The following is a 25,751-nucleotide window of genomic DNA, read 5'->3' on the forward strand; positions in this document are numbered from 1 at the left end:
GCGGGAGCGAATATGGAAATCATTGAACCACGCCGTCTTTATCAGCAACTTGCCGCTGAGCTGAAGATGCGCATCGAACAAGGTGTCTACCTTGTAGGGGATAAGCTGCCCGCCGAGCGCTTTATCGCCGATGAAAAAAACGTTAGCCGCACCGTGGTTCGTGAAGCCATCATCATGCTGGAAGTGGAAGGCTATGTCGAAGTCCGTAAAGGGTCGGGCATTCACGTCATCTCCAACCATCCGAAATACCAGCAGGTGGCCGATGAAAGCCTGGAGTTCGCCAACTATGGCCCCTTTGAGCTGCTGCAGGCGCGGCAGCTTATTGAAAGCAATATCGCCGAATTCGCGGCCACTCAGGTGACCAAGCAGGACATCATGAAGCTGATGGAGATTCAGGAGAAAGCGCGCAACGAGAAGTGTTTCCGCGACTCCGAATGGGATCTGCAGTTTCACGTCCAGGTGGCGCTGGCCACGCAGAATAGCGCCCTGGCGGCGATCGTGGAAAAAATGTGGACCCAGCGCGTGCATAACCCGTACTGGAAAAAGCTGCATGAGCATATCGACCTGCGCACCGTCGATAACTGGTGCGACGACCACGATCAGATCCTGAAGGCTCTGCTGCGTAAAGATCCGAACGCCGCCAAACTGGCGATGTGGCAGCATCTGGAAAATACCAAGCAAATGCTGTTTAACGAAACCAGCGACGACTTTGAATTTAATGCCGATCGCTACTTATTTGCCGAAAACCCGGTGGTTCATCTCGATACCGCGGCCAACGGCGCGAAATAAGCCTTTATCCCCCCGGCGCGCGGCCCCTGCGCGCCTGTTCCCCATGCAGGCTGGGGTAAGCAAAACATATATAGTGTCAGCCTGTGTAAATCCTCTCGCCTCCCATCGCCGCAATCAGCAAAATCAACGAGCAACACCTTGCAATTTCTCTGACGGAAAGTCAGGTGATTTGTTACAATTAGATGCATTTTGCCGTTCTGGGAGTAGGTATCGACTTACTTCAATTTTATACAGGGAAGCGTTCAGAGCGCCGAAGCAGCGACCATAATCTCATAAAAATCTTGTCGCCCTACATGCCGCGCGCTCAGACGTGCCGTTAACCGATGTACCAGGAATCGTGAATGGAACTATTAACCCAGTTATTGAATGCCTTGTGGGCTCAGGATTACGAAACGCTCGCGAATCCCTCCATGATTGGCATGCTGTATTTTGTCTTGTTTATGATTTTGTTCCTTGAGAACGGGTTATTGCCTGCCGCGTTTTTGCCGGGGGACAGCCTGCTTGTGCTCGTGGGCGTGCTGATCGCCAAAGGGGCGATGGGCTTTCCGGAAACGTTGCTGCTGCTCACCGCCGCCGCCAGCCTCGGCTGCTGGCTGAGCTACATCCAGGGGCGTTGGCTGGGCAATACGCGGATCGTGCAAAACTGGCTGTCGCATCTGCCCTCTCACTATCATCAGCGCGCGCATCACCTGTTTCATAAACATGGACTCTCCGCGCTGCTGATCGGCCGCTTCATCGCCTTCGTGCGCACGCTGCTGCCGACCATCGCCGGGCTTTCCGGCCTCAATAACGCCCGCTTTCAGTTCTTTAACTGGATGAGCGGCCTGCTGTGGGTGCTCATCCTGACCTCGCTGGGCTATCTGCTGGGTAAAACCCCGGTATTCCTTAAGTATGAAGATCAGCTGATGTCCTGCCTGATGCTCCTGCCGGTTGCGCTGTTGGTCTTCGGACTGGTCGGCTCGCTGGTGGTGCTGTGGAAGAAAAAATACAGAAGCCGGGGCTAATGATGGTCATAAAACGCCCTTCCCTGCGCCAGCTCAGCTGGCTGCTGGGTGGCTCTCTTCTGCTCTGCGCGCTGTTCTGGCTATGGCTGGCGGTGCAGCAGCAAGAGGCCACGCTGGCGATCCGTCCGGTTGGCCAGGGCGTCAGTATGCCGGATGGTTTCTCCGTCTGGCATCACCTCGACGCCAACGGTATCCGCTTCAAGAGCATTACGCCGCAAAAGGATGGCCTGCTGATTAAGTTTGATTCCACCGCCCAGGGCGCGGCGGCGAAAGAGGTTCTCGGCCGCGCTCTGCCTCATGGTTATATTATCGCCTTGCTGGAAGACGATAACTCGCCCACCGCCTGGTTATCCCGCCTGCGCGACGCGCCGCATCGGCTCGGGTAAACGGCCGTCAGACTGCGTTTTCAACGCAGTCTGGTGGTTTCCCGCATTTGTTACTATGCTTAAACCTGCGTGAATCAACGCATTCACGTTTACCAACGGGAACGGGTTTATCCTCCGGGTATCCCCTAAGACAATGGAAGGTACTATCCATGAAACACCGCATCGCTCTGCTTCTGGCCCTGTCTTCACTTAGCGCCAGCGCCATAGCCGCCTCTCCCTGCCAGGAAAAAGAGCAGGATATTCAACGAGAGATTAGCTATGCCGAAAAGCATCACAATCAAAGTCGCATTGATGGGCTAAATACCGCGCTACGCCAGGTACGGGAGAACTGCAGCGACAGTAAACTCAAAGCCGATCATCAGCAAAAAATTGCCAAACAGCGGGAAGAGATCGCTGAACGTCAGCGCGATCTGCAGGAAGCCCGGAAGAAAGGCGATGCGGACAAAATCAACAAACGCCAGCATAAACTCAATGAAGCGCAACAGGAGTTGAAAACGCTGGAGTCTCGGGATTACTAATCACTATTAACTTTCGCAATACGGACCACGCTACAGGAGAACGACATGGCTAAAGAGAATGTGACTGACGACCTTCGTGCAGAACTGAAAACGCTGGCGGACACCCTGGAGGAAGTACTGAATTCCTCGGCGGACAAGTCGAAAGAAGAGATGGGTAAACTGCGCAGTAAAGCCGAGAGCGCGCTGAAAGAGAGCCGCGCCCGTCTGGGTGAGACCAGCGAAGCGATTCTGCGTCAAACTCGTGAGACCGCCGCGCGAGCGGATGATTATGTTCGCGAAAATCCGTGGACAGGGGTCGGGATTGGCGCCGCCGTCGGGCTGGTGCTGGGTGTCCTGCTGTCGCGTCGCTGATTATGGCGAATACTCAACACACGCAGGGACCGGGTCAGCGCGTCTTCTCCATTGGCCAGCGTATCGTTACGCTGCTGGTCGAAATGGTGGAAACACGGCTGCGCCTGGTCGTCGTGGAGCTGGAGGAGGAGAAAGCCAACCTCTTCCAGCTGCTGATCATGACCGGACTGACGCTGCTGTTTGCCGCGTTTGGCCTCATGAGTCTGCTGGTGCTGGTTATCTGGGCCGTTGACGCTCAGTACCGCCTGCACGTCATGATCGCCACCACCGTCGTGCTGCTTCTCGCCGCCGCGATTGTCGGTATCCTTACCTTACGTAAGGCGCGACGCTCCACGCTGCTGCGCCTGACGCGAAGAGAGCTGGAGAACGACCGTGCCCTTCTGGAGGAAGATAAACCATGAATGGCCGACAGGAGCGTGAACGGCAAAAGGCGCAGCTGCTGCGCCAGATCCAGCAGCAACGGCTGGAGCTGAGCGCCTGTCGCCGCCACTGGCTGGAAGCGACTGCGCCCTTAGACCGCGGCTGGCATACGCTGCTTAGTTTACGTTCGTGGCTGATGGTGGGCAGCGGTCTGATGGCCGTGTGGTCCGTCCGACACCCGCATTTTTTAATGCGCTGGACCAAACGCGGACTGGGTTTATGGAGTACCTGGCGGCTGGTCCGCGGGATCCTGCGCCAGTCGGCAGTCCGTTAGCCGCCCGGAGCGCGGGCGCTTTTCCCGGCGCCCCGCTCTGCCACTTCCTCGCCCGATACGCAACGCCGTGCGTAAAAACTTGCCCCCTGGCCGCCATCCGCGGTCAGCCAGCCCTCTGATCCCATGCCATTCCGCCCGGCCAGGCCTTTACCAGCGCCGGTCGTGACCTATCACGTTGAGGCATTTTTCGCCCCCTCTTACCGATTACTCAGAAACTTTGAACTAGATCTACAGTTTTCCTTGCTAACAATTCCCTCTCCGCCTCGCTACTATCCTCTCCATCGACAGCAACACCGCGTAACTACGCGGGATTGCGCTAAAAAACAAAACCGCCGCCCTTTGGGTTTTCTGGAGTAAGAAATGAAAAAATTAGAAGATGTTGGTGTACTGGTAGCGCGCATTCTGATGCCGATTCTGTTTATCACTGCAGGATGGGGCAAAATCACCGGTTATGCGGGAACCCAGCAGTATATGGAAGCCATGGGCGTACCGGGTGCGCTGCTGCCGCTGACCATTCTCCTTGAATTCGGCGGCGGACTGGCGATTCTGTTCGGTTTCCTGACCCGGACCACCGCGCTGTTCACCGCAGGCTTTACGCTGTTGACCGCGTTCCTGTTCCACAGCAACTTTGCGGAAGGCGTGAACTCCCTGATGTTCATGAAAAACCTGACCATCGCTGGCGGTTACCTGCTGCTGGCCATTACCGGACCGGGCGCCTTCAGTATCGACCGTGTACTGAATAAGAAATGGTAAGCGCACTATACTGAATGAATGAAAAAGCGAGGAGGCCACTCCTCGCTTTTGCTATCTGAAGTCTGAAGGAGGAATAAAGATGGGCCAATTAGTCGACGGCGTCTGGCAGGATACCTGGTATGACACAAAATCCACCGGTGGGCGTTTTAAGCGTTCCGTTTCCGCCTTCCGTAACTGGCTCACCGCCGATGGCGCGGCCGGACCGAGTGGTGAAGGGGAATTTGCGGCGGAAAAAGATCGCTATCATCTGTACGTTTCTCTCGCCTGCCCGTGGGCGCATCGCACGTTAATTATGCGTAAGCTGAAAGGACTGGAGCCTTTTCTCCCTGTCTCCGTGGTCAATCCGCTGATGCTGGAAAACGGCTGGACTTTTGACGACAGCTTCCCGGAAGCCACCGGTGACACCCTTTATCAGCACGATTTTCTCTATCAGCTGTATCTGCACGCCGACCCGCACTACACCGGTCGCGTCACCGTCCCGGTACTATGGGATAAAAAACAGCAGACCATCGTCAGCAATGAGTCGGCAGAAATCATCCGTATGTTTAATACCGCCTTCGATGGCCTGGGCGCCAGAGCCGGGGATTACTACCCGCCGGCGCTGCGGGAAAAAATCGATGAACTGAACGGCTGGATATATGACAACGTCAATAACGGCGTGTATAAAGCCGGCTTTGCCACCAGTCAGCAGGCTTACGACGAAGCGGTGGATGCGGTGTTTACCTCGCTGGAGCGGCTGGAGCAGATCCTCGGTCAGCATCGTTACCTGACGGGCAATCAGCTGACGGAAGCGGATATTCGCCTGTGGACGACGCTGGTACGCTTCGACCCGGTGTATGTGACCCATTTTAAATGCGACAAACGACGCATCAGCGATTATCTCAATCTCTACGGCTTCCTGCGCGACATCTACCAGATGCCGGGTATCGCGGAGACGGTGAGCTTTCCGCATATTCGTCACCACTATTACCGCAGCCATAAAACCATTAACCCTACCGGCATCATCTCCATTGGGCCGCAGCAGGATCTCAGCGAACCACACGGTCGCGACCAGCGCTTCCGTTGATCCGTCGGGCGCCAGTGATGGCGCCCAATAATTCAGAAAACAGATATTTACCCACCATTCATTCACGTCTATTCTTATTGCGATCGCTTAAAAAACAAGTGATTGACGGTTAATTGAGGCGTAGAAATGGACTGGTATCTCAAGGTATTAAAAAACTATATAGGATTTGGCGGCCGTGCGCGGCGCAAAGAGTACTGGATGTTTATTCTGGTCAACCTCATCCTGACCGGCGTATTGAGCATCATCGATAAAATGCTGGGCTGGCAGCGGGCGGGCGGCGAAGGCATTCTGACGACCATCTATGGCATACTGGTCTTTTTACCGTGGTGGGCGGTGCAGTTTCGGCGTCTGCACGACACCGACCGTTCGGCATGGTGGCTGCTGCTGCTGTTGATCCCGGTCATCGGCTGGCTGGTGATCCTGATCTTTAACTGCCAGCGCGGAACGGAAGGCAACAACCGATTCGGGCCCGATCCAAAACCCTTTTCCTACTGATCTTCCTGCTCCTCCCGCTAGCGGGAGGAGCGTCCTCGACTATCTGCCGGCAAACAGCTTAGGGATCTCACGCAGGCACCAGGACTTCGCTTCGCCCATGCTGTCCCGTCGCCAGGCCATGATAATGTCAATTTCATTGGTATATTCCGGACTGACCACCCGCAAGCGTCCTTCAGCAATATCCTTCTCCACCAGTGGATAGGGCATGGTCGCCACGCCTAATCCGGCCAGCAGCGCCTGGCGCTTATCTTCGATGGTGCTCACCGTTAAGCGCGGCTGTTTATCCAGCAGCTGAACGGTGAGAACGGGCCGCTCGCGCGCGGTATCCGCCACCGCGACGCCACGGTATTTCACGCGGGTGACCTCAGAGAGCGGTTCAGGCTCCTGGTGGATCGGGTGGTCCGGCGCCGCGACGTACACGCTGAGCACCGAATAGAGTTTGCGCGAGTTAATCTCCGAGGAAGAACGAAAATGCATATCCGGTGCGACAACGATATCCGCCCGCCCCTGCTCCAGCCGCTCCCAGGCGCCGGCCAGCACCTCGGTGATAATCGACAGCTGGGTATTGGACTTGGTCGCCAGTTTCTCAATCAGCGGAAACAGATCCGGCGTGGGCACCAGCGCTTCGGTGACGATCGTCAGGTGAGTTTCCCAGCCGCGAGACAGGGCTTCGGCATCGGTGGTGAGCTTGTCCGCTGCCTCGAGCAGCACGCGACCGCGCTCCAGCAGCATACGCCCGACGTTGGTGAACTTTGTGCGATGACCCGAGCGGTCAAACAGCACCACGTCCAGCTCTTCCTCCAGTTTTTGCATGGTGTAGCTCAGGGCGGAAGGCACGCGTCCCAGCTCATCAGCCGCGGCAGCGAAGCTCCCGCGACGGTCGATCGCATCCATCACGCGTAACGCTTCCAGCGTTAATGCTCTCTCTTTAGCCATCGCTTTCTCATTCAGGAAATTTGAACATACCGGGCAGAATATCTGGCTAACAATACAGCGTCCATACCTTTACCATTGATTTAGTGTAAAGAGAGGTCAAGAACATGATTACTACCCGAACAGCCAAACAATGCGGACAAGCAGACTTCGGCTGGCTGCAGGCCCGCTACACCTTCTCCTTTGGCCACTACTTCGACCCAAAATTACTGGGCTTCGCGTCCTTACGCGTTCTCAATCAGGAAGTGCTGGCCCCCGGGGCCTCGTTCCAGGCCAGAACGTATCCCAAGGTCGATATCCTGAACCTGATTCTGGAAGGCGAAGCGGAGTATCGCGACAGCGACGGCAATCACCTGCAGGCCAGGGCCGGCGACGCGTTGATTATCGCCACTCAGCCTGGCGTGAGCTATAGCGAGCACAATCTGAGCAAAGAGCAGTCGTTAACGCGAATGCAGCTATGGCTCGATGCCTGCCCGCAGCGGGAAAACCCGCTGCAGCAGAAAATCGAGGTCGCCAACGCGCCGCTACAGCTGCTGGCCTCACCGGATGGGGGGAATAATAGCCTCCAGCTTCGCCAGCAGGCCTGGGTCTATCACATCGCGCTGGAAAAAGGTGAGCAGATCAACGTGCAATTGCATGGCCCGCGCGCCTACCTGCAGTCGATCCACGGCACCGTCCATGCCGTCGCGCAGGAACAACCCAAACAGGCTCTCACCTGTGGTGATGGGGCATTTATTCGTGACGAAGCTAACATTACCCTCGTCGCCGATACGCCGCTGCGCGCTTTGCTGATAGATTTACCGGTGTAACAACGGAAGGGATGGAGTCTGTCAGTGAGTAAGAAGAAAAACAGAAAAAAGGCGTCTCCGACGCCGCTAGCCCCGACGCCGCCGGAAACCGTCGGCGTCGTCAGCTTTGGTTATGATGAGATGCTTAGCGAACTGGAAGCCATCGTCGCCGAGGCGGAGATTCGCCTGCGGGATGAAGAAAGTCTCGCCTGAAGCTGCTGCATGGATTATTCGGCTATCGTTGATGGCCTGCCGCTAATACCGGCCCCGAAAGGGGCTGATGGCATTATTCACTCAGCGCGTCGGCAAGATCTTTTTTCACCTGGGTGCGCTGCTCCGGCGTCAGTACCTGATTCACATCGAAATAGTACTTCACGCGATAATAACGTACCTGTTGATCAATTTTACTGAATGCCGCCAGCTGATCCTTCACCGCTTTCTCATTCCATTTACCGGAATCAATCACGTTAATCAGCGCGCCATCTTTAATGTCTTGCTGTGAAATCTGCTCAACGTTTTTTTCCATTTGCTGATGCAGGCTGTTAATTTTGCTCACCTGATCGGGAGTCAGTTTTAAGTGCTGGACGATAGGGTCCTTAGCGGGTGCTGGCGCAGTCACTTCCGCAGCCTGCGCCGCCAGCGAAAAACCTGCAACGGCGGCGGTCAATAATATAGCTCGTGATACTTTTGTCATTTTATTATCCTGTATAAGTGCGTCATGATAAGACGCACTATTATTCCCTGAACAATAATGGCGATGTGTAAAAAAGCATGAACATAATTGTAAAAGGGGTTGAATACATTCATAGATCAAATGATCTATAAGCTAAACATCCACATTGTTTATTTTTTTAGGTCCGATAACGACGGGGAGGTTAAATTAATATCCATCCGTTGCGCGGCGAGGGTGATCTGATGTTCATCGAGCGCTTCTTTAATCGCTTCAAGAAAATCAAAATAAGTCTCCCAATATTCGCTATTTTTCACCCAGACACGAACAGTGAAGTTAAGTGTGCCCGGCATCATTTCAAGCAGACGAACCGTAGTACCACGAGATTGATCGATTCGCTTTTCACTATCAATGATAGCCTGAATGACCTGCTTAACCTGCACAATTTTAGTCTCGCTGGCCACGCCGAGGGTCAGATCGATTCGCCGAAAAGGATGGCAGGAATAATTCACAATACTGTCGGCGATGACTTTACCATTTGGAATAATAACTTCTTTATTATCAACGGTTAGTAGCGTTGTTGAAAAAACATGTACGGACTGCACCATACCAGAAATCGCGCCGACCTGTACAAAATTGCCGGCCCGAAAAGGACGTAAAGTGACCAACAGAACACCAGCGGCAAAGTTAGAAAGCGAGCCTTGCAGCGCCAGACCAATTGCCAGCCCTGCCGCGCCAATAACCGCGATGATGGAAGACGTCTCAATCCCTACCCGACCTAATGCGGCGATTATCGCAAAAGCCATCGTAATATAACGAACGAGCGCAGCAAAGAAATGAACGATTGTCGCATCGACGTTGCGTCGTAAGAGAATTTTCTCGAAGGCTTTAGCGAGGACTTTTGCAAGCATTCGCCCGACAAAAAGAATAATCAGCGCTGCCACGATATTCCAGGCAAACTGCATAATTGTTTCACCATGACCGATAAGCCAGGCTATTGCCGATTTGAGCTGCGGGAATAATACTACATTTTTCACGTCTATCACTCCTGTCTGGATAACCTATAAACCTGCTATCCATTAAGCTGAATGATGACCGCTGCAAATGAGGGAATAGAGACTAACGGATAGACAATAAAACATCGTAGCGTGACAGTATTAACGAATCCGGTGTTTAAAGCAGCCAAAAAACTGTTTAAAAGTGGATATTCTGCAAACCTGATTTACAACCGACTGAAATTAAAAATAAACACCTTCGTCGAGAGGTTTTATAGAGATAGTTGCAACTGACCGATAAGCCGCTTTTTTTTGGGTATAGCGTCGTGGACAGTCATTCATCTGCGTCACGGATTCAGATAGCAAAAACCCCGCCGAAGCGGGGTTTTGCGTAAAGCGGTGAAGCTGACCGATAAGCCGCTTTCTTTTGAGTATAGCGTCGTGGACAGTCATTCATCTGCGTCACGGATTCAGATAGCAAAAACCCCGCCGAAGCGGGGTTTTGACATAAAGAGGTGAAACTGACCGATAAGCCGCTTTCTTTGGGTATAGCGTCGTGGACAGTCATTCATCCGCGTCACGGATTCAGATAGCAAAAACCCCGCCGAAGCGGGGTCTTGCGTAAAGTGGTGAAACTGACCGGTAAGCCGCTTTCTTTTGGGTATAGCATCGTGGACATTCATTCATCTGCGTCACGGATTCACATAGCAAAAACCCCGCCGGAGCGGGGTTTTGACATAAAGCGGTGAAACTGACCGGTAAGCCGCTTTCTTTGGGTATAGCGTCGTGGACAGGCATTCATCCGCGTCACGGATTCAGATAGCAAAAAACCCCGCCGAAGCGGAATTTTGCGTAAAGCGGTGAAACTGACCGATAAGCCGCTTTCTTTTGGGTATAGCGTCGTGGACAGTCATTCATCTGCGTCACGGATTCAGATAGCAAAAACCCCGCCGGAGCGGGGTTTTGACATAAAGCGGTGAAACTGACCGATAAGCCGCTTTCTTTTGGGTATAGCGTCGTGGACAGTCATTCATCCGCGTCACGGATTCAGATAGCAAAAACCTCGCCGAAGCGGAATTTTGCGTAAAGCGGTGAAACTGACCGATAAGCCGCTTTCTTTTGGGTATAGCGTCGTGGACAGTCATTCATCCGCGTCACGGATTCAGATAGCAAAACCCCGCCGAAGCGGGGTTTTGACATAAAGCGGTGAAGCTGACCGATAAGCCGCTTTCTTTTGAGTATAGCGTCGTGGACAGTCATTCATCTGCGTCACGGATTCACATAGCAAAAACCCCGCCGGAGCGGGGTTTTGACATAAAGCGGTGAAACTGACCGGTAAGCCGCTTTCTTTGGGTATAGCGTCGTGGACAGTCATTCATCCGCGTCACGGATTCAGATAGCAAAAACCCCGCCGGAGCGGGGTTTTGACATAAAGCGGTGAAACTGACCGATAAGCCGCTGTCTTTTGGGTATAGCGTCGTGGACAGTCATTCATCCGCGTCACAGATTCAGATAGCAAAAACCCCGCCGAAGCGGGGTTTTGACATAAAGAGGTGAAACTGACCGATAAGCCGGGTTCTGTCGTGGACAGTCATTCATCTAGGCCAGCAATCGCTCACTGGCTCAAGCAGCCTACCCGGGTTCAGTACGGGCCGTACCTTATGAACCCCTATTTGGCCTTGCTCCGGGTGGAGTTTACCGTGCCGCGGACTGTTACCAGCCGCGCGGTGCGCTCTTACCGCACCCTTTCACCCTTACCTGATCCCGCTTGCGCGGGCCATCGGCGGTTTGCTCTCTGTTGCACTGGTCGTGGGCTGTGACACCCCCCAGGCGTTACCTGGCACCTTGCCCTATGGAGCCCGGACTTTCCTCCCCTCCGCCCGTCTCCCCCCGAAAGAGGACGACGACGAAGCGGCGACTGTCTGGTCAGCTTCGGCGCGCAGTATAGTGGGTTTACCGCCCGTTGTCATCCCTCTGTCGTCATCCCGCCCTGCAGGGCGGCAGCGCTATTGCGCGACGCACGAGAAATATTGTCCAACGCGCGCGAAACGCCGCTTCCTGCGTCGCAACCAAGGTAAACACGCGGAAGACGACGCCGATACCGCGTCCAGGCTCGCCCCCCGTGGCAGTCTGATACTGTTGCGCCAGGCATAACCACCGGGCCGCGCAGAGCTTTTCTTGTTAGCGAGTCACTTCCACTTTCGCCAGCTTTTCGTAGTAACAAGCCAGCGCGCTATGGTCAGCGGTGCCCAGACCGTCCGCACGCAGCGCCTGCATCATCTCCATTACCGCCGCCGTCAGCGGCAGCTGAGCGCCCACGCCGTGGGAGGTATCCAGCGCATTGGCCAGATCTTTAATATGCAGATCGATCCGGAAGCCCGGCTTGAAGTTACGATCCATCACCATCGGCGCTTTGGCATCCAGCACGGTACTCCCCGCCAGACCACCGCGGATCGCCTGATAAACCAGATCCGGATTGACGCCGGCTTTGGTGGCCAGAGTCAGCGCTTCGGACATGGCCGCGATGTTCAGGGCGACAATCACCTGATTGGCCAGTTTGGTCACATTGCCCGCGCCGATGTCGCCGGTATGCACCACGGAGCCAGCCATCGCTTTCATCAGCTCGTAATATTTGTCGAAGATCGCCTTGTCGCCGCCGACCATTACCGACAGGGTGCCGTCGATCGCTTTTGGTTCGCCGCCGCTTACTGGCGCGTCCAGCATATCAATGCCTTTAGCCTTCAGCGCTTCGCTGATTTCCCGGCTGGCCAGCGGCGCAATAGAGCTCATGTCGATCACCACGGTGCCCGGTTTCGCGCCTTCAATAATGCCATTCTCCCCCAGCGCCACCTCTTTGACATGCGGCGAGTTCGGCAGCATGGTGATGATCACGTCGCACTGCTCGGCAATCGCCTTCGGCGTGGTCGCGGTCTCTGCGCCCGCGGCAATCACGTCGGCAATCGCTTCCGGGTTACGGTCAGACACCACCAGCGAGTAACCCGCCTTCAGCAAATTTTTGCTCATCGGCTTGCCCATAATGCCAAGACCGATAAAACCCACTTTGATTGTCATATTGTTCTCTCTCTCTTCATCCTGGTGACTATTTTTTAAAGGCATCAGCAAGTTTCTGGGTTGCGGAACGGAAGACGCCCAGATCGCTGCCGACGGCGACAAAAGAGGCGCCCCACTCCAGGTAGCGCCGCGCATCGGCCTCCACCGGCGCCAGAATGCCGCTTGGCTTACCGTGCTTCTTCGCGCTGGCGAAGATATGCTGGATGGCGCGCTGCACCTCAGGATGGGCGGCATTGCCCAGATGACCTAGCGCGGCGGCCAGGTCGCTCGGGCCGACGAACAGGCCGTCGACACCTTCGGTCGCGGCAATCGCCTCGACGTTGTCCACCCCGATCTGGCTCTCAATCTGTACCAGAACGGAAATGTTCTTATTGGACTGGGCGAAGTAGTCCGGCACGGTGCCGAACATATTGCCGCGATGGGAAACGGAAACCCCGCGGATCCCTTCCGGCGGATAGCGGGTAGAAGCCACCGCCTGCGCCGCCTGTTCAGCCGTCTCGACAAACGGCACCAGGAAGTTATAGAAGCCGATATCCAGCATGCGCTTAATAATGATGGGCTCGTTGGTCGGCACGCGAACCACCTGAGCGCTGGAACTGCCTTTCAGCGCCATAAGCTGCGGGATAAGCGTGGTGACGTCGTTCGGCGCGTGTTCCGCGTCCAGTACCAGCCAGTCGAAACCCGCCAGACCCAACACCTCGGTGCTAATCGGATTGGCCAGCGCGCACCAGCAGCCAATCTGCACCTGATGAGCCGCCAGCGCGGCCTTAAATTTGTTCGGGAAAATTGCGTTATCCATGATTTTTACCTTGCGTTAACCGTTGCTAACTTCTGCAATTCATTCGTTATATCACCAGCCCGGCGAGAGAGCCCCATCAGGCTGGAAAAGCGTATCGCCTGACCCCAAATATTATCCGCAGAGTAAACCGGCGAATGGGTGTCCTTTTTTATTCCCTGACCTTGAGTCCGGAAAATGTCAGCCCATCGCAAATTAACCATTTTTTATTATTCATTAGGTCACGGCTAAATTATTAACCCGCGATTCAAAGGCCAACCATGCAGATATCGGACGTCACAAAAACACGACTCAGTATAGTCAGCGCCAACTCGCCAGACACTATGCATAAACACAATATAAATACATTTTTTAAAGCTTAAGTTGGGCAATAGCCTTAAGCCATGGGCGCTAATCCACACTTCTTACGATTGCCCGCCCACCGCACGCGTCCATGGCGATAAGGAGTGATTTAGATCACATCTTCATGCCGACACACCTGACATTCTTTATTTCATTATTCTGCTCTACCGCGCCAGAATGACCATTTAATTATATTTTTAGTACCTGTTTGGAGATAACTGGACAATGGCCGATATTTCAATTCGACAACCATCGCCGACCGCGTTTTATATAAAAGTTGACCCAACAGATAATGTGGCGATTATTGTCAACGATCGGGGATTGACCGCCGGAACGCGTTTCCCGGACGGCCTGACGCTCATCGAGCACATCCCACAGGGGCATAAAGTCGCCCTGGCGGATATCCCTGCCCGCGGTGAAATTATCCGTTACGGAGAAGTGATTGGCTTCGCGGTGCGCGACATCCCCCAGGGAAGCTGGATTGACGAGTCGTTAGTGGAGTTGCCTACCGCCCCGCCGTTGAACACCCTGCCGCTGGCCACCAAAGTGCCCGCCCCGCTACCGCCGCTGGAAGGCTACACCTTCGAAGGCTACCGCAATGCCGACGGCAGCGTGGGCACCAAAAATCTGCTGGGTATCACCACCAGCGTGCACTGCGTTGCGGGCGTGGTCGATTACGTGGCGAAACTCATTGAACGCGACCTGCTGCCGAACTATCCCAACGTCGACGGCGTGGTGGGTCTGAATCACCTCTATGGCTGCGGCGTAGCGATTAATGCGCCAGCGGCGGTGGTGCCGATTCGCACCATCCACAATATCGCCCTTAACCCGAACTTCGGCGGCGAAGTGATGGTCATTGGCCTTGGCTGTGAAAAGCTGCAGCCCGAACGCCTGCTGCAGGGGACCGAAGATGTCAAAAGCATCCCGGTGGACAGCGCCAGCATCGTCAGCCTGCAGGATGAAAAGCACGTGGGCTTTAAATCGATGGTCGATGACATTCTGCAGGTCGCCGAGCGCCATCTGACGAAACTCAACCAGCGTCAGCGGGAAACCTGCCCGGCCTCTGAGCTGGTGGTGGGTATGCAGTGCGGCGGCAGCGACGCTTTCTCCGGCGTGACCGCCAACCCGGCGGTGGGTTACGCCTCCGATCTGCTGGTGCGCTGCGGCGCGACGGTGATGTTCTCAGAGGTGACCGAAGTCCGCGACGCTATCCATCTGCTGACCCCGCGGGCGATCAACGAAGAGGTGGGTCAACGCCTGCTGGAAGAGATGGCCTGGTACGATAACTATCTCGACATGGGCAAAACCGACCGCAGCGCCAACCCCTCCCCCGGCAACAAGAAAGGCGGCCTGGCCAACGTGGTGGAAAAAGCGCTGGGGTCGATTGCCAAATCAGGCAAAAGCGCCATCGTTGAGGTGCTTTCCCCTGGGCAGCGCCCGACCAAACGCGGCCTGATTTACGCTGCCACCCCCGCCAGCGATTTTGTCTGCGGCACCCAGCAGGTGGCCTCTGGCATCACGGTGCAGGTATTCACCACCGGCCGCGGCACGCCTTACGGACTGATGGCGGTACCGGTGATAAAAATGGCGACCCGTACCGAGCTGGCTAACCGCTGGTATGACTTAATGGACATTAACGCCGGCACCATCGCCACCGGCGAAGAGACGATTGAGGATGTGGGGCTGAAGCTGTTCGAATTCATTCTCGACGTGGCCAGCGGACGCAAGAAAACCTTCTCCGATCAATGGGGTCTGCATAACCAGCTGGCGGTGTTTAACCCGGCGCCGGTGACCTGATCGAGAGCGTAAGGGTTTAACCACGTTAAGCCCGGATTTATCCGGGCTGGTTGGTTAGGGGTGCTGTGCGGCAAGGAAGGCGGGCTGCACTTTTCTTCCGACATTTCTTCCGACATTTCTTCCGACATGTCGGATGACGCTCAAGCCGCCCTTCACAATCTCAAGGGCGGCTTGCCAGGCTTTAACTGGTTTTACAGGATCACTCCCCCTGCTGCTCCAGGGCATACTTATACAGCGCATTCTTCTTCACACCGTGGATCTCCGCGGCCAGCGCAGCGGCTTTCTTCAGCGGCAGCTCCGCCTGCAGCAGCGCCAGGGTACGCAGCGCCGCCGCCGGCAGCGCCTCTTCCTGCGCCTTAAAGCCTTCGACGATCAGCACCATCTCGCCTTTGCGCCGGTTTTCGTCTTCCCTGACCCACGCCACCAGCTCGCCAATCGGCGCCCCGTGGATCGATTCCCAGGTTTTGGTTAGCTCGCGGGCCAGCACCACGTAGCGGGATTCTCCCAGTACCGCGCAGATATCTTCCAGACTCTCCACCAGCCGGTGGGTCGACTCGTAGAAGATGAGGGTGCGCGGCTCTTCTTCCAGCGCTTTCAGGGTATCGCGACGGCCTTTCGATTTCGCCGGCAGGAAGCCTTCATAGCAGAAACGATCGGAGGGCAAACCGGCGGCGCTGAGGGCGGCGATGGCCGCGCAGGGTCCCGGCAGCGGTACGACGCGAATATTCGCTTCACGACAGGTGCGCACCAGATGGTAGCCTGGGTCGTTAATCAGCGGCGTGCCGGCATCGGAGACCAGCGCGATGTTTTGCCCTTCTTTCAGTTTAGCGAGAAGTGTTTCCGCCTTTTGCTGCTCGTTATGGTCATGAAGCGCAAACAAGCGGGCGTTAATCGCAAAATGCTGCAGCAGCAAACCGGTGTGGCGGGTATCCTCCGCAGCAATTAAATCAACGGCTTGCAACACCTCCAGTGCGCGCTGCGTGATATCAGACAGATTTCCTATCGGAGTGGGCACAATATAGAGCTGCCCCTGAGAATTATCCGCTGATTCGTGTTGTTTCATTGTCTCGTCCGTATTGCCGATTTAATATTGAGCATTGAGCCAAAAAAATATCACTGGACACTTATGGTACCGTCAACATTTCTTCGTTCTAAGCCCGCGCGCTGTCTGCCCGTATTGCTGGCTACTCTTCTTTTTGCTGGCTGCGGCACCCACACGCAGGATCAAAGTACGGCGTTTATGCAGGGTACGTCGCAGGCCAACTCCAGTTTCTACTTGCAGCAGATGCAGCAAAGCACGAATGATAGCAAGACCAACTGGCAATTACTCGCCATTCGTGCACTGCTGCAGGAAGGAAAGAAGCAGCAGGCCATCGACCTGTTTAACCAGCTGCCGTCGAACCTGGACAGCACCCAGGCCCGTGAACAGTCACTGCTGGCGATAGAAGTGAAGCTGGCGCAGAACGACTATCAGGGGGCCCGTACGCTGTTGGCTAAGCTTGACCCGGCAAGCCTGGAGCAGCCTCAGCAGGCGCGCTACTGGCAGGCGCAAATCGATGCCAGCCAGGGTAAACCATCGGTTACGCTGCTGCGCGCCTTAATCGCCCAGCAGCCGCTGCTGAGCGATGCCAAACAGCGCCAGCAAAATATTGACGCGACCTGGCAAGCGCTGACCGCGATGACCCAGGATCAGGCCAATGCGCTGGTGATCAATGCCGATGAAAATACCCTCCAGGGCTGGCTGGATCTGCAGCGGATGTGGTTTGACAACCGCAACGATCCCACGCTGCTGAAAGCCGGCGTCAAAGACTGGCAGACGCGCTACCCGCAAAACCCGGGCGCCAAAATGCTGCCGACGGCGCTGGTAAACATGCAAAACTATAAGCCCGCCTCCATCAACAAGATTGCGCTTTTCCTGCCGCTGAACGGCCAGGCGTCGATCTTCGGCCGTACCATCCAGCAGGGCTTCGAAGCCGCCAAAAACGGCGCGCCGTCGGTGACGGGCAGCGCGGTTCCCGCTCAGGTCGCCCAGGCGGCGAACGCGTCCGGTAATGATGAGGTGGTAAGCCCGTCGCAGGCGGAAATTAGCGATCTTACGGCTACCGGAAGTCGCGCTGAACCGGTGCAGGCCCCGGCGCAAACCCAGGCAACGCCAGCCGCGGAGCCGGCCGCTCAGGCCCCGGCAGCGGTCGCCGCGCCGCAGACCACCGCCTCTCCGGCCACCCAGCCGGTCACTGCCCCGGCCGCACAGCCGCAGCCAGTGGTCGCCACCGCCGCCAACCCCTCGGCAGAACTGAAAATTTACGATACCACCAGCCAACCGATCGGCCAGCTGCTTGCTCAGGCTCAGCAGGACGGCGCCACCCTCGTCGTCGGACCGCTGCTGAAAGAGAACGTCGAAGATGTTATCAAGAGCAATACGCCGCTCAACGTGCTGGCGCTCAACCAGCCGGAGAAGGTCGAAGGCCGCGCTAATATCTGCTATTTCGCGCTGTCGCCGGAAGACGAAGCGCGTGACGCCGCCCGACATATCCATCAACAGGGCAAACAGACGCCGTTGCTGCTGGTTCCGCGCGGCGCGCTGGGCGATCGTGTGGTCAACGCGTTTGCCGACGAATGGCTGAAGCTGGGCGGCGCCAGCGTCCTGCAGCAGCGTTTTGGCTCCACGGCGGAACTGCGCGCCGGCGTTAACGGCGGAGGAGGCATTGCGCTGAGCGGCACCCCGGTCTCCACCCTGCCATCAGCGCAGAACAGCGTCCTCGGCAGTGCGGATGAGATGCCGGTTAGCAGCGGCGGCAGCGTCGACGCGGCCTACATCCTCGCCACCCCGGAACAGATTGGCTATATCAAACCCATGATCGCAATGCGCAACGGCAGCCAGAGCAATGTCACCCTGTACGCCAGCTCGCGCAGCGCGCAGGGCACCGCAGGTCCGGATTTCCGTCTGGAGATGGAAGGCCTGCAGTATAGCGAAATCCCGATGCTGGCTGGCAGCAACCCGGCGCTGATGCAGCAGGCGCTGTCTGCGGTGCGCAATGACTACTCGCTGGCGCGTCTTTATGCGATGGGCGCTGACGCCTGGTCGCTGGCAAACCACTTCACGCAAATGCGCCAGACGCCGGGCTTCGAGCTGAACGGGAATACCGGCGATCTGACGGCGACTCAGGACTGCGTGATTAACAGGAAACTGTCATGGCTCAAGTACCAGCAGGGACAAATCGTCCCGGCCAGCTAAGCAAACAGACCGGCGATGCATGGGAAAACCGTGCTCGCCGCTGGCTGGAAGGCCAGGGCCTGCGTTTTATCGCCGCCAACGCCCGCGAGCGTGGCGGCGAAATTGACCTCATCATGCGCGACGGCGCCGTCACCGTCTTTGTCGAGGTGCGCTACCGCCGCAGCGCCCTGTACGGTGACGCGGCGGCCAGCGTCACCCCGCAAAAACAGCAACGCCTCCTTAAAGCCGCCCGTTTGTGGCTCTGCCGACAGAATGGGAGCTTTGAGACTGTGGATTGCCGTTTCGATGTGGTAGCCTTCACCGGCAACGACATCCAATGGCTAAAAAACGCCTTTGGCGAATAGCGTAATACCAGAAGTAAGGGATCCCGTGCTCGACAGAATCAAAGCCTGCTTTACCGAAAGCATTCAAACCCAAATTGCCGCAGCAGAAGCACTCCCGGACGCCATCTCCCGGGCGGCGATGACGCTCGTGCAGTCCCTGCTCAACGGCAACAAAATCCTCTGTTGTGGTAATGGCACTTCCGCCGCCAACGCACAGCATTTTGCTGCCAGCATGATTAATCGTTTTGAAACGGAACGCCCTGGTTTACCCGCCATTGCACTAAACACCGATAATGTGGTCTTAACTGCCATCGCTAACGATCGCCTGCATGACGAGATTTACGCCAAGCAGGTGCGCGCCCTGGGACACGCCGGCGATGTGCTGCTGGCAATCTCCACGCGCGGTAACAGCCGGGACATCGTCAAGGCAGTGGAAGCCGCCGTGACCCGCGACATGACCATCGTCGCGTTGACCGGCTATGACGGCGGTGAGCTGGCGGGCCTGTTAGGTCAGCAGGATGTCGAAATTCGCATCCCCTCGCACCGCAGCGCGCGTATCCAGGAGATGCATATGCTGACCGTCAACTGTCTGTGCGATTTGATAGATAACACTCTTTTTCCACACCAGGACGATTAAGGAGAACACATGAAGGCTCTCTCGCCCCTCGCCATCCTGCTTTCTGCACTACTACTGCAGGGCTGCGTTGCCGCCGCGGTAGTCGGAACGGCAGCAGTCGGCACTAAAGCCGCAACGGACCCGCGTACGGTGGGAACCCAGGTCGATGACAGCACCCTGGAACTGCGCGTCAATAGCGCCTTGTCGAAAGATGAACAGATTAAGAAACAGGCCCGCATCAACGTTACCGCTTATCAGGGCAAAGTCCTGCTGACCGGTCAGTCGCCGACGCCGGACCTCTCAGCCCGCGCCAAGCAAATCGCCATGGGCGTGGAAGGAACCACGGAAGTGTTTAACGAAGTGCGCCAGGGCCAGCCGATTGGTTTAGGCACCGCCTCTTCTGATACCTGGATTACCACCAAGGTGCGTTCGCAGCTGCTGGGCACCGATCAGGTCAAATCCTCGAACGTGAAGGTGACCACGGAAAACAGCGAAGTCTTCCTGATGGGGCTGGTGACCGACCGTGAAGGCCGCGCGGCGGCGGATATCGCCAGCCGGGTGAGCGGCGTGTCCCGGGTGACTACCGCCTTTACCTACATCAAATAAAGCTGCAGTTTCCCGGCTGTCGCTACGCTTAGCCGGGCTGCAGTCCCCTGTTCGTTATGTGCCGGGTTAGGCGTAGCGCCGCCCGGCACACCATCCGGCTATCCGTACGTTTACAGCACACTATACCAGCGCCAGCGCACCGACAATCGCGCCGCACAGCGCCACCAGCCCGCCGGTCAGCCACAGCGCTTTGGCCGGGAAGGCTTTGCGCAGCATAATCAGCGACGGCACGCTCACCGCCGGCAACGTAATCAGCAGCGCCAGCGCCGGCGCGACGCCCATCCCTGCCAGCATCATCGTCTGGACAATCGGAATTTCCGCCGCGGTAGGGATCACAAACAGGCAGCCGGCGATCGCCATCGCGATGACCCAGAACAAGGTATTATCCACCACGCCATCAGCGTGCGGGAACAGCCAGACGCGCGCCGCCCCCAGCACCAGTACCGCGAGGATATAAACCGGGATGGTGTTCCAGAACAACGTCCACAGCGCCCGCAGCCAGCGGCTAAAGAAACCGCCCTGAGCCGCTTCCGGTTGCGCTTCAGGCACCACGGCAGGCTGCGTCGCCGCCTCTTTTACCCATTTCTGCACCAGCGTCGCGACAATCAGCACCGTCGCCAGGCCCGCCACCAGGCGAACCAGCGCAAACTGCCAGCCCAGAACAAAGCCCATAAACACCAATGTCGCCGGGTTGAGCAGCGGATTGCCCATCCAGAACGCCAGCGCCCCGCCCATCGACACCTGCTGTTTGCGCATCCCGGCCGCGACCGGCGCGGCGCAGCAGGTGCACATCATGCCTGGCAGCGAGAAAATCGCCCCCAGCAGCGTCCCCTGAAAACGCGATTGCCCCAGGGTGCGCAGCAGCCAGTCGCGCGGGATCAGCACCTGAATCAGCGACCCAAGCAGCACGCCAAGCACCGCCGCTTTCCAGACGGCAAGGAAGTAAACCATCGCGTAGTCCCACGCCGCCTTTAACGGATTAGCGTCGGCCTGGGCGAGAATGGATTTACCGATACTGTGGGTTTCCGCCGCGGTGAAGGCTTTCCCGTAGTACGGCTGCCATTTGACGAACCACAGGCCGACAATCACGACGAGAAAGAAAAGCGCGGGTTTCCACCATTGAAATGGTGACGCCGCCTGAGATGAAGACTGACCAGCCATAGCATTCCCCAGCAAGAAATGTGGATATGAATTGAAGCCGTGAATACTACGCCGGAAGCCTGCGTTTGCAAACCGCTATTCCGCCTGCCGCGCGGCGCGCTCCCGCAGCTCGGACGATGACAGAATTTGCACCCCTTCGTGAGTGGGCGACAGCGCCTCCTCCAGCAGGGCAATCGCCACGTCGCGTGCCGCAATGGATTTCCAGTTCCCCGGTAAGAGTCGGAACAGCGGTTCGAGGAAGGTCTCATTGGCCCGTTTTTTTTCCCGCTCGCCTGACAGCATCGACGGCCGGGCAATAGTCAGCCGCGGCCATCCCTGCTCGATCAGCGCCGCCTCCATTTCCCCCTTCACCCGATTGTAGAAAAACGGCGAGTGGGCGTTAGCGCCCATCGCGCTGACCACCAGCATATGCTGAGCGCCTAGCCGTTTGCCGGTCAGCGCCGTATCAACAACCAGCGTAAAGTCGGCATGGACAAAGGCCTCTTTACTTCCCGCTTCCCGGCGCGTCGTTCCCAGACAGCAGAAGACAATGTCGACCGGGTCGACCACCTGCGCCAGGGCATCGGTCAGCTGCGGATCGTACGGATTAAACACGCCTTCCGCCGGCGCCAGTGGGCGACGCGTCGGGGCAGCGATTGTGCTGATGCGGGGTTCATTCTGCAGCAGCCGGAGTAAGTGACCGCCAACTAACCCGGTCGCGCCGGTCAATAATACCTGACTCATTGATTCTCCTTTACGGAATTCTCTGCCTTGCACTTTCGCGCTCATGTTCCAGGCTTAATACCTTACAAGGTAAGTATCCACCATCATCATGGAATTACCTCATTGACCATCCAGACAGCGGAGGAAGCATGAGTAAAAAGATAGCCGTGCTCATTACCGACGACTTTGAAGATTCTGAATTTACCTCTCCCGCCGAGGCGTTTAAGCTCGCCGGGCATCAGGTCGTGACGATCGAAAAGCAGGCTGGCAAGACGGTGAAGGGTAAACAGGGAGAAGCAGAGGTCGCCATCGATCGGGCCATTGATGACGTCACACCGGGTGAATTTGATGCCTTGTTGCTGCCAGGGGGCTATTCCCCGGACCAGCTGCGCGGGGATGAGCGCTTTGTCACCTTTACGCGCGATTTTGTCAACGGCGGGAAGCCGGTCTTCGCCATCTGCCACGGCCCGCAGCTGCTGATCAGCGCCGATGTGATCCGCGGGCGTAAGCTCACGGCGGTAAAACCGATCGTGGTGGATGTGAAAAACGCCGGGGGCGAGTTTTACGACCAGGAGGTGGTGGTCGATAACGAACAGCTGGTCACCAGCAGAACGCCGGACGATCTGCCGGCCTTCAATCGCGAAGCGCTACGCCTGCTCGGCGCCGGCATCGCGCCGCCAGTGTAGCTTTTTCCCGAACTCCAGCGTGTTGTCGGTAAACTTGATTTCGTCCGGACGAATCTCCCAGACCGGCGCCGACAGCATGCGGGCCACCGGGAAGCGCTTGACGTAGCGCTGGCGCATTCGCGCCTCTTCGTCGCCGCGCAGACGACGGATCTCGCCCTGGAACTGCACGCCGCGGATCAAGGCCACGGTCTTGGGCTGACCGTTGACCGTCCCGGCCACCTTCGCCCGCTCGCCGGTCATCTGGCCGTGACGGGTGTGCTCCTCGCTGAGCAGATAAAAGGCCACGGTATCCGGATCATAGACGTAAAAGGCATTCGCACACCACAGCTCGTCGTCACGGGAGACGCACCAGGTGACGACGTGCTGTTTACTCAGCCAGCGGCCAATGGCGGCAAGCGTATCCATCTTTCTTCTCCATTATGCTATGGTGCATACACCTTACCATAGTGACTTTGTGACCGTGTGCTGGTTTCTGTATATCATTCGAACCGCGGATAATCGCCTCTATACCGGCATCACCACCGATGTGCCGCGCCGCTTTCGCCAGCATCAGGCAGGGAAAGGCGCGAAGGCGTTGCGCGGCAAAGGCGACCTGCGACTGGCCTTTAGTCATGAAGTTGGTGAACACTCACTTGCTTTGCGGCTGGAATACCGCATTAAGCAGCTAACGAAGCGCGAAAAAGAGCGCCTCGTTGCCGGAGAGGATACCGTTGAAACCCTGCTGGCAAGGCTCAAAAACGATTAAAGTGGTCGCTGTATTCGACCTGGCCGTGGACGCCTTCGAGGGCGTCATCCGCCAGGCGATGCACCTGGAACGCCTCCGCGCTGTCCGGCCAGCGGCAGCGGAGATCGAAGCGCGCGGCCGGTTCAAAACCAAAGCGACGGTATAACGCCGGGTCGCCCAGCGTCACCACCGCGGCATAGCCAAACTCATTCAGCGAATCCAGCCCTTCATAGACCAGCTGCCGGCCAATGCCCTGTCCGCGATAGCGTTCATCCACCGCCAGCGGCGCCAGGCCGACCCACTGCAGCTCTTCACCTTCCACCGCAACCGGGCTGAAGGCAACGTAGCCGATCACCTGGCCTTCATCATCCGTCGCCACTACCCCCAGCGTGATCAGTCCATCTTCACGCAGATCGTGCACCAGCTGCGCTTCGGCATCGCGGCCGAAGGTACGACGCAGCAGCGCGTCGATTCCCGGTGCATCAATCCCAATTTCCACTCGAATCAGCATGCCTCACCTACCGATGTCTGTTCAGGTTTCTGCGGGCTCTTCAGTCCAGCTTCGACAAAATCCGCCAGTTGCAGCAACATCACGCGCAGCGCTTTGGGCATCTGCTCGAGCTCAATGGCGTCCATCAAATTTTTTACATACAGCCCCAGCTCCGTATCGCCTTCAATAACCAGACGACGCTGGAAGAATAGCGTATCCGGATCCTGCTTGCGCGCGGCGATCATTAACAGATCGCTGGCGTCGGCGCTGAAGCTGACGTCGGCGTCGGCCTGCTGGCTGACCACCAGGCGACCATCGACTACCGAGGTATACCACAGCAGACCGATGTCACGCACATGAATACTTAACCAGCGCCCCTCGAGAAACTCCAGCTCACCCTCCGCCAGCGCCTGGCGAAACTGCCAGCTAAGCACCTGCTCCAGCACCTGGCGCTTGAGGGCAAAAGGCGCCAGCTTAACCGGCACGCTCATTAAAGACGGGCCAAAGTGGACCAGCCGGGAACGCAGTTTATCCAACACAAGCTTTACTCCATGAATGCAATTGTGCCGCTATTGTGCCATATCACATAAACAACATAGCGGCGTAAATCAACAAAAACGCGATGACGGCAGCCAGTTATTGGCGCCGCCAATACACTTTTAACTGCCTCAAATCAAAAATTGTCACCAGAAGGTTAACTAAAATCCCTGCTCGTTAACCATTCAGCGTCCCTGACGGGCCGCATTTTTCAGGAAAAATTATGGAGCTGCTCTGCCCAGCCGGTAACCTTCCGGCGCTTAAGGCGGCCATCGAAAACGGCGCCGATGCCGTCTATATCGGGCTGAAAGATGACACCAACGCCCGCCACTTTGCCGGCCTTAATTTCACCGAAAAGAAACTGCAGGAAGCCGTCAGCTTTGTGCATCAGCACCGTCGTAAGCTGCATATCGCCATCAACACCTTCGCCCACCCCGACGGCTACGCCCGCTGGCAGCGCGCGGTGGATATGGCGGCTCAGCTGGGCGCCGATGCGCTCATTCTGGCCGATATCGCCATGCTGGAGTACGCCGCGGAGCGCTATCCGCATATAGAACGCCATGTGTCGGTACAGGCTTCCGCCACCAATGAAGAGGCCATTCGCTTCTATCATCGCAACTTCGACGTGGCGCGCGTCGTACTGCCGCGGGTGTTATCTATTCACCAGGTGAAACAGCTGGCCCGCGCCACGCCGGTGCCGCTGGAAGTCTTTGCCTTCGGCAGCCTGTGCATCATGGCGGAAGGCCGCTGCTATCTCTCTTCCTACCTGACCGGCGAATCGCCCAACACCGTCGGCGCCTGTTCGCCTGCGCGCTTCGTTCGCTGGCAGCAAACCCCGCAGGGGCTGGAATCGCGTCTCAATGAGGTGCTGATTGACCGCTATCAGGATGGGGAAAACGCTGGCTACCCAACGTTGTGTAAAGGCCGCTACCTGGTCGATGGCGAGCGCTATCACGCGCTGGAGGAGCCCACCAGCCTCAACACTCTGGAACTGTTGCCGGAGCTGATGGCCGCCAATATCGCCTCAGTGAAAATCGAAGGCCGTCAGCGCAGCCCAGCCTACGTCACCCAGGTGGCGAAAGTCTGGCGCCAGGCGATCGATCGCTGCAAAGCCGATCCGCAGAATTTCGTGCCGCAATCCGCATGGATGGAAACCCTTGGCTCCATGTCCGAAGGGACACAAACCACCCTTGGCGCCTATCACCGTAAATGGCAGTGAGAA

The 25,751-nt window shown here is 57.0% G+C and carries 31 protein-coding genes and 1 other RNA gene; 20 read left to right on the forward strand and 12 right to left on the reverse strand.

The features are described 5' to 3' along the window. Window positions 1-12 precede the first annotated feature (12 nt). The 10 genes from exuR to ACOI6Z_RS08405 all read left to right on the forward strand — a co-directional run bounded on the left by exuR (window position 13) and on the right by ACOI6Z_RS08405 (window position 6,056). Window positions 13-789, forward strand: a complete 777-nt coding sequence (gene exuR / locus ACOI6Z_RS08360; RefSeq protein WP_065812767.1) for a transcriptional regulator ExuR — start codon at window positions 13-15, stop codon at window positions 787-789. 341 nt (window positions 790-1,130) lie between these two features. Continuing rightward, entirely contained in the window at window positions 1,131-1,793 is a 663-nt protein-coding gene (gene yqjA, locus ACOI6Z_RS08365) for a DedA family general envelope maintenance protein YqjA (RefSeq protein ID WP_023291090.1), read from the forward strand. Window positions 1,794-1,801: 8 nt separating this feature from the next. Beyond that, window positions 1,802-2,179, forward strand: coding sequence for an EnvZ/OmpR regulon moderator MzrA (gene mzrA / locus ACOI6Z_RS08370; protein WP_072096611.1), 378 nt, complete (start codon window positions 1,802-1,804; stop codon window positions 2,177-2,179). Window positions 2,180-2,328: 149 nt separating this feature from the next. Beyond that, on the forward strand, window positions 2,329-2,697 hold the full coding sequence (locus ACOI6Z_RS08375) for a DUF1090 domain-containing protein (RefSeq protein ID WP_004206124.1): 369 nt from the start codon (window positions 2,329-2,331) through the stop codon (window positions 2,695-2,697). 45 nt (window positions 2,698-2,742) lie between these two features. After that, a complete protein-coding gene (locus ACOI6Z_RS08380; RefSeq protein ID WP_002917916.1) occupies window positions 2,743-3,048 on the forward strand; it encodes a DUF883 family protein in 306 nt (101 codons plus the stop codon). Window positions 3,049-3,050: 2 nt separating this feature from the next. Beyond that, window positions 3,051-3,449 (forward strand): phage holin family protein, encoded by a 399-nt coding sequence (locus tag ACOI6Z_RS08385; protein WP_023291093.1) that lies wholly within the window; start codon window positions 3,051-3,053, stop codon window positions 3,447-3,449. Further along, on the forward strand, window positions 3,446-3,742 hold the full coding sequence (locus ACOI6Z_RS08390; RefSeq protein WP_023291094.1) for a YqjK-like family protein: 297 nt from the start codon (window positions 3,446-3,448) through the stop codon (window positions 3,740-3,742). The genes ACOI6Z_RS08385 and ACOI6Z_RS08390 overlap by 4 nt, the downstream gene beginning before the upstream one ends. Window positions 3,743-4,102: 360 nt before the next feature. Continuing rightward, a complete protein-coding gene (locus ACOI6Z_RS08395) occupies window positions 4,103-4,495 on the forward strand; it encodes a DoxX family protein (protein WP_002917920.1) in 393 nt (130 codons plus the stop codon). A gap of 79 nt (window positions 4,496-4,574) precedes the next feature. Beyond that, window positions 4,575-5,561 (forward strand): glutathione S-transferase family protein, encoded by a 987-nt coding sequence (locus ACOI6Z_RS08400; RefSeq protein WP_065812768.1) that lies wholly within the window; start codon window positions 4,575-4,577, stop codon window positions 5,559-5,561. Between the two features lie 126 nt (window positions 5,562-5,687). Continuing rightward, entirely contained in the window at window positions 5,688-6,056 is a 369-nt protein-coding gene (locus tag ACOI6Z_RS08405) for a DUF805 domain-containing protein (protein WP_017900662.1), read from the forward strand. 39 nt (window positions 6,057-6,095) lie between these two features. Here the strand turns inward: ACOI6Z_RS08405 and ACOI6Z_RS08410 are convergent, their stop codons facing one another. After that, a complete protein-coding gene (locus tag ACOI6Z_RS08410) occupies window positions 6,096-6,992 on the reverse strand; it encodes a LysR family transcriptional regulator (protein ID WP_004144865.1) in 897 nt (298 codons plus the stop codon). A gap of 104 nt (window positions 6,993-7,096) precedes the next feature. On the opposite strand from ACOI6Z_RS08410, the gene ACOI6Z_RS08415 reads away from it, so the two are divergent. After that, window positions 7,097-7,798 (forward strand): pirin family protein, encoded by a 702-nt coding sequence (locus ACOI6Z_RS08415; RefSeq protein ID WP_023291096.1) that lies wholly within the window; start codon window positions 7,097-7,099, stop codon window positions 7,796-7,798. Between the two features lie 24 nt (window positions 7,799-7,822). Then, window positions 7,823-7,990, forward strand: coding sequence for a hypothetical protein (locus ACOI6Z_RS08420; protein WP_004206134.1), 168 nt, complete (start codon window positions 7,823-7,825; stop codon window positions 7,988-7,990). A gap of 73 nt (window positions 7,991-8,063) precedes the next feature. On the opposite strand, the gene ACOI6Z_RS08425 is transcribed toward ACOI6Z_RS08420, so the two are convergent. The 5 genes from ACOI6Z_RS08425 to garL form a co-directional block, all read right to left on the reverse strand. Continuing rightward, window positions 8,064-8,471, reverse strand: a complete 408-nt coding sequence (locus ACOI6Z_RS08425; protein ID WP_023291097.1) for a Spy/CpxP family protein refolding chaperone — start codon at window positions 8,469-8,471, stop codon at window positions 8,064-8,066. Between the two features lie 149 nt (window positions 8,472-8,620). Further along, window positions 8,621-9,484 (reverse strand): mechanosensitive ion channel domain-containing protein, encoded by an 864-nt coding sequence (locus ACOI6Z_RS08430; RefSeq protein WP_065812769.1) that lies wholly within the window; start codon window positions 9,482-9,484, stop codon window positions 8,621-8,623. A 1,509-nt stretch (window positions 9,485-10,993) separates the two neighbouring features. Continuing rightward, window positions 10,994-11,376: RNase P RNA component class A (rnpB, locus tag ACOI6Z_RS08435), an RNA gene on the reverse strand. 247 nt (window positions 11,377-11,623) lie between these two features. Continuing rightward, window positions 11,624-12,514, reverse strand: coding sequence for a 2-hydroxy-3-oxopropionate reductase (gene garR, locus ACOI6Z_RS08440; protein WP_032454164.1), 891 nt, complete (start codon window positions 12,512-12,514; stop codon window positions 11,624-11,626). A 28-nt stretch (window positions 12,515-12,542) separates the two neighbouring features. Further along, the gene (gene garL, locus ACOI6Z_RS08445; RefSeq protein ID WP_049014794.1) at window positions 12,543-13,313 is read right to left on the reverse strand and encodes a 2-dehydro-3-deoxyglucarate aldolase; all 771 of its coding nucleotides are present in this window, start codon (window positions 13,311-13,313) and stop codon (window positions 12,543-12,545) included. A gap of 564 nt (window positions 13,314-13,877) precedes the next feature. Here garL and garD point away from each other — a divergent pair. After that, complete coding sequence (garD, locus tag ACOI6Z_RS08450; RefSeq protein ID WP_263062794.1) at window positions 13,878-15,449, forward strand: galactarate dehydratase; 1,572 nt, start codon at window positions 13,878-13,880, stop codon at window positions 15,447-15,449. A gap of 199 nt (window positions 15,450-15,648) precedes the next feature. Here the strand turns inward: garD and rsmI are convergent, their stop codons facing one another. Continuing rightward, on the reverse strand, window positions 15,649-16,512 hold the full coding sequence (rsmI, locus tag ACOI6Z_RS08455) for a 16S rRNA (cytidine(1402)-2'-O)-methyltransferase (protein WP_023291102.1): 864 nt from the start codon (window positions 16,510-16,512) through the stop codon (window positions 15,649-15,651). Window positions 16,513-16,575: 63 nt separating this feature from the next. Here rsmI and ACOI6Z_RS08460 point away from each other — a divergent pair, with 63 nt between their 5' ends. From ACOI6Z_RS08460 to dolP, 4 genes are read left to right on the forward strand one after another with little or no spacing between them, the layout of a single operon-like run. Beyond that, window positions 16,576-18,684 carry a penicillin-binding protein activator gene (locus ACOI6Z_RS08460; protein ID WP_065812772.1) on the forward strand — a complete coding sequence of 703 codons (2,109 nt, stop codon included), beginning with the start codon at window positions 16,576-16,578 and terminating at the stop codon, window positions 18,682-18,684. Further along, complete coding sequence (locus ACOI6Z_RS08465) at window positions 18,642-19,028, forward strand: YraN family protein (protein ID WP_044524830.1); 387 nt, start codon at window positions 18,642-18,644, stop codon at window positions 19,026-19,028. Before ACOI6Z_RS08460 ends, ACOI6Z_RS08465 begins: the two co-directional genes overlap by 43 nt. 25 nt (window positions 19,029-19,053) lie before the next feature. Further along, window positions 19,054-19,644, forward strand: coding sequence for a DnaA initiator-associating protein DiaA (gene diaA, locus ACOI6Z_RS08470; protein ID WP_002918211.1), 591 nt, complete (start codon window positions 19,054-19,056; stop codon window positions 19,642-19,644). Window positions 19,645-19,653: 9 nt separating this feature from the next. Continuing rightward, complete coding sequence (dolP, locus tag ACOI6Z_RS08475) at window positions 19,654-20,229, forward strand: division/outer membrane stress-associated lipid-binding lipoprotein (protein WP_023291105.1); 576 nt, start codon at window positions 19,654-19,656, stop codon at window positions 20,227-20,229. 120 nt (window positions 20,230-20,349) lie between these two features. On the opposite strand, the gene ACOI6Z_RS08480 is transcribed toward dolP, so the two are convergent. Both ACOI6Z_RS08480 and ACOI6Z_RS08485 read right to left on the reverse strand, forming a co-directional pair. After that, a complete protein-coding gene (locus ACOI6Z_RS08480) occupies window positions 20,350-21,390 on the reverse strand; it encodes a permease (RefSeq protein WP_023291106.1) in 1,041 nt (346 codons plus the stop codon). A gap of 75 nt (window positions 21,391-21,465) precedes the next feature. Then, window positions 21,466-22,113 (reverse strand): NAD(P)H-binding protein, encoded by a 648-nt coding sequence (locus ACOI6Z_RS08485; protein WP_023291107.1) that lies wholly within the window; start codon window positions 22,111-22,113, stop codon window positions 21,466-21,468. Between the two features lie 128 nt (window positions 22,114-22,241). Between ACOI6Z_RS08485 and ACOI6Z_RS08490 the strand changes: the two genes are divergently transcribed. Continuing rightward, the gene (locus ACOI6Z_RS08490; RefSeq protein WP_004206160.1) at window positions 22,242-22,778 is read left to right on the forward strand and encodes a type 1 glutamine amidotransferase domain-containing protein; all 537 of its coding nucleotides are present in this window, start codon (window positions 22,242-22,244) and stop codon (window positions 22,776-22,778) included. Here ACOI6Z_RS08490 and ACOI6Z_RS08495 read toward each other — a convergent pair. Continuing rightward, window positions 22,740-23,183, reverse strand: a complete 444-nt coding sequence (locus ACOI6Z_RS08495; protein ID WP_420687191.1) for a YhbP family protein — start codon at window positions 23,181-23,183, stop codon at window positions 22,740-22,742. The two genes, ACOI6Z_RS08490 and ACOI6Z_RS08495, sit on opposite strands and share 39 nt — an antisense overlap. Window positions 23,184-23,232: 49 nt before the next feature. Here ACOI6Z_RS08495 and ACOI6Z_RS08500 point away from each other — a divergent pair, with 49 nt between their 5' ends. Continuing rightward, window positions 23,233-23,523, forward strand: a complete 291-nt coding sequence (locus tag ACOI6Z_RS08500) for a GIY-YIG nuclease family protein (RefSeq protein WP_074423636.1) — start codon at window positions 23,233-23,235, stop codon at window positions 23,521-23,523. Here ACOI6Z_RS08500 and ACOI6Z_RS08505 read toward each other — a convergent pair. Both ACOI6Z_RS08505 and ubiT read right to left on the reverse strand, forming a co-directional pair. Further along, entirely contained in the window at window positions 23,510-24,013 is a 504-nt protein-coding gene (locus tag ACOI6Z_RS08505; RefSeq protein WP_023291110.1) for a GNAT family N-acetyltransferase, read from the reverse strand. The two genes, ACOI6Z_RS08500 and ACOI6Z_RS08505, sit on opposite strands and share 14 nt — an antisense overlap. Then, a complete protein-coding gene (ubiT, locus tag ACOI6Z_RS08510; protein ID WP_002918231.1) occupies window positions 24,007-24,531 on the reverse strand; it encodes a ubiquinone anaerobic biosynthesis accessory factor UbiT in 525 nt (174 codons plus the stop codon). Before ubiT ends, ACOI6Z_RS08505 begins: the two co-directional genes overlap by 7 nt. 221 nt (window positions 24,532-24,752) lie before the next feature. On the opposite strand from ubiT, the gene ubiU reads away from it, so the two are divergent. Beyond that, window positions 24,753-25,748, forward strand: coding sequence for a ubiquinone anaerobic biosynthesis protein UbiU (gene ubiU / locus ACOI6Z_RS08515; RefSeq protein WP_004206164.1), 996 nt, complete (start codon window positions 24,753-24,755; stop codon window positions 25,746-25,748). The last annotated feature ends 3 nt before the right edge of the window (window positions 25,749-25,751 follow it).

It is taken from the genome of Klebsiella sp. C239 (assembly GCF_048822715.1).
Taxonomy (GTDB): domain Bacteria; phylum Pseudomonadota; class Gammaproteobacteria; order Enterobacterales; family Enterobacteriaceae; genus Klebsiella; species Klebsiella quasipneumoniae.

Excerpts from the sequence above, each read along its gene's own strand:
- exuR (WP_065812767.1), top strand. The coding sequence starts at position 13 with ATGGAAATCATTGAACCACGCCGTCTTTATCAGCAACTTGCCGCTGAG.
- yqjA (WP_023291090.1), top strand. The coding sequence starts at position 1,131 with ATGGAACTATTAACCCAGTTATTGAATGCCTTGTGGGCTCAGGATTAC.
- ACOI6Z_RS08375 (WP_004206124.1), top strand. The coding sequence starts at position 2,329 with ATGAAACACCGCATCGCTCTGCTTCTGGCCCTGTCTTCACTTAGCGCC.
- ACOI6Z_RS08380 (WP_002917916.1), top strand. The coding sequence starts at position 2,743 with ATGGCTAAAGAGAATGTGACTGACGACCTTCGTGCAGAACTGAAAACG.
- ACOI6Z_RS08385 (WP_023291093.1), top strand. The coding sequence starts at position 3,051 with ATGGCGAATACTCAACACACGCAGGGACCGGGTCAGCGCGTCTTCTCC.
- ACOI6Z_RS08390 (WP_023291094.1), top strand. The coding sequence starts at position 3,446 with ATGAATGGCCGACAGGAGCGTGAACGGCAAAAGGCGCAGCTGCTGCGC.
- ACOI6Z_RS08395 (WP_002917920.1), top strand. The coding sequence starts at position 4,103 with ATGAAAAAATTAGAAGATGTTGGTGTACTGGTAGCGCGCATTCTGATG.
- ACOI6Z_RS08400 (WP_065812768.1), top strand. The coding sequence starts at position 4,575 with ATGGGCCAATTAGTCGACGGCGTCTGGCAGGATACCTGGTATGACACA.
- ACOI6Z_RS08405 (WP_017900662.1), top strand. The coding sequence starts at position 5,688 with ATGGACTGGTATCTCAAGGTATTAAAAAACTATATAGGATTTGGCGGC.
- ACOI6Z_RS08410 (WP_004144865.1), bottom strand. The coding sequence starts at position 6,992 with ATGGCTAAAGAGAGAGCATTAACGCTGGAAGCGTTACGCGTGATGGAT.
- ACOI6Z_RS08415 (WP_023291096.1), top strand. The coding sequence starts at position 7,097 with ATGATTACTACCCGAACAGCCAAACAATGCGGACAAGCAGACTTCGGC.
- ACOI6Z_RS08425 (WP_023291097.1), bottom strand. The coding sequence starts at position 8,471 with ATGACAAAAGTATCACGAGCTATATTATTGACCGCCGCCGTTGCAGGT.
- garR (WP_032454164.1), bottom strand. The coding sequence starts at position 12,514 with ATGACAATCAAAGTGGGTTTTATCGGTCTTGGCATTATGGGCAAGCCG.
- garL (WP_049014794.1), bottom strand. The coding sequence starts at position 13,313 with ATGGATAACGCAATTTTCCCGAACAAATTTAAGGCCGCGCTGGCGGCT.
- garD (WP_263062794.1), top strand. The coding sequence starts at position 13,878 with ATGGCCGATATTTCAATTCGACAACCATCGCCGACCGCGTTTTATATA.
- rsmI (WP_023291102.1), bottom strand. The coding sequence starts at position 16,512 with ATGAAACAACACGAATCAGCGGATAATTCTCAGGGGCAGCTCTATATT.
- ACOI6Z_RS08460 (WP_065812772.1), top strand. The coding sequence starts at position 16,576 with ATGGTACCGTCAACATTTCTTCGTTCTAAGCCCGCGCGCTGTCTGCCC.
- ACOI6Z_RS08465 (WP_044524830.1), top strand. The coding sequence starts at position 18,642 with ATGGCTCAAGTACCAGCAGGGACAAATCGTCCCGGCCAGCTAAGCAAA.
- dolP (WP_023291105.1), top strand. The coding sequence starts at position 19,654 with ATGAAGGCTCTCTCGCCCCTCGCCATCCTGCTTTCTGCACTACTACTG.
- ACOI6Z_RS08480 (WP_023291106.1), bottom strand. The coding sequence starts at position 21,390 with ATGGCTGGTCAGTCTTCATCTCAGGCGGCGTCACCATTTCAATGGTGG.
- ACOI6Z_RS08485 (WP_023291107.1), bottom strand. The coding sequence starts at position 22,113 with ATGAGTCAGGTATTATTGACCGGCGCGACCGGGTTAGTTGGCGGTCAC.
- ACOI6Z_RS08490 (WP_004206160.1), top strand. The coding sequence starts at position 22,242 with ATGAGTAAAAAGATAGCCGTGCTCATTACCGACGACTTTGAAGATTCT.
- ACOI6Z_RS08495 (WP_420687191.1), bottom strand. The coding sequence starts at position 23,183 with ATGGATACGCTTGCCGCCATTGGCCGCTGGCTGAGTAAACAGCACGTC.
- ACOI6Z_RS08505 (WP_023291110.1), bottom strand. The coding sequence starts at position 24,013 with ATGCTGATTCGAGTGGAAATTGGGATTGATGCACCGGGAATCGACGCG.
- ubiU (WP_004206164.1), top strand. The coding sequence starts at position 24,753 with ATGGAGCTGCTCTGCCCAGCCGGTAACCTTCCGGCGCTTAAGGCGGCC.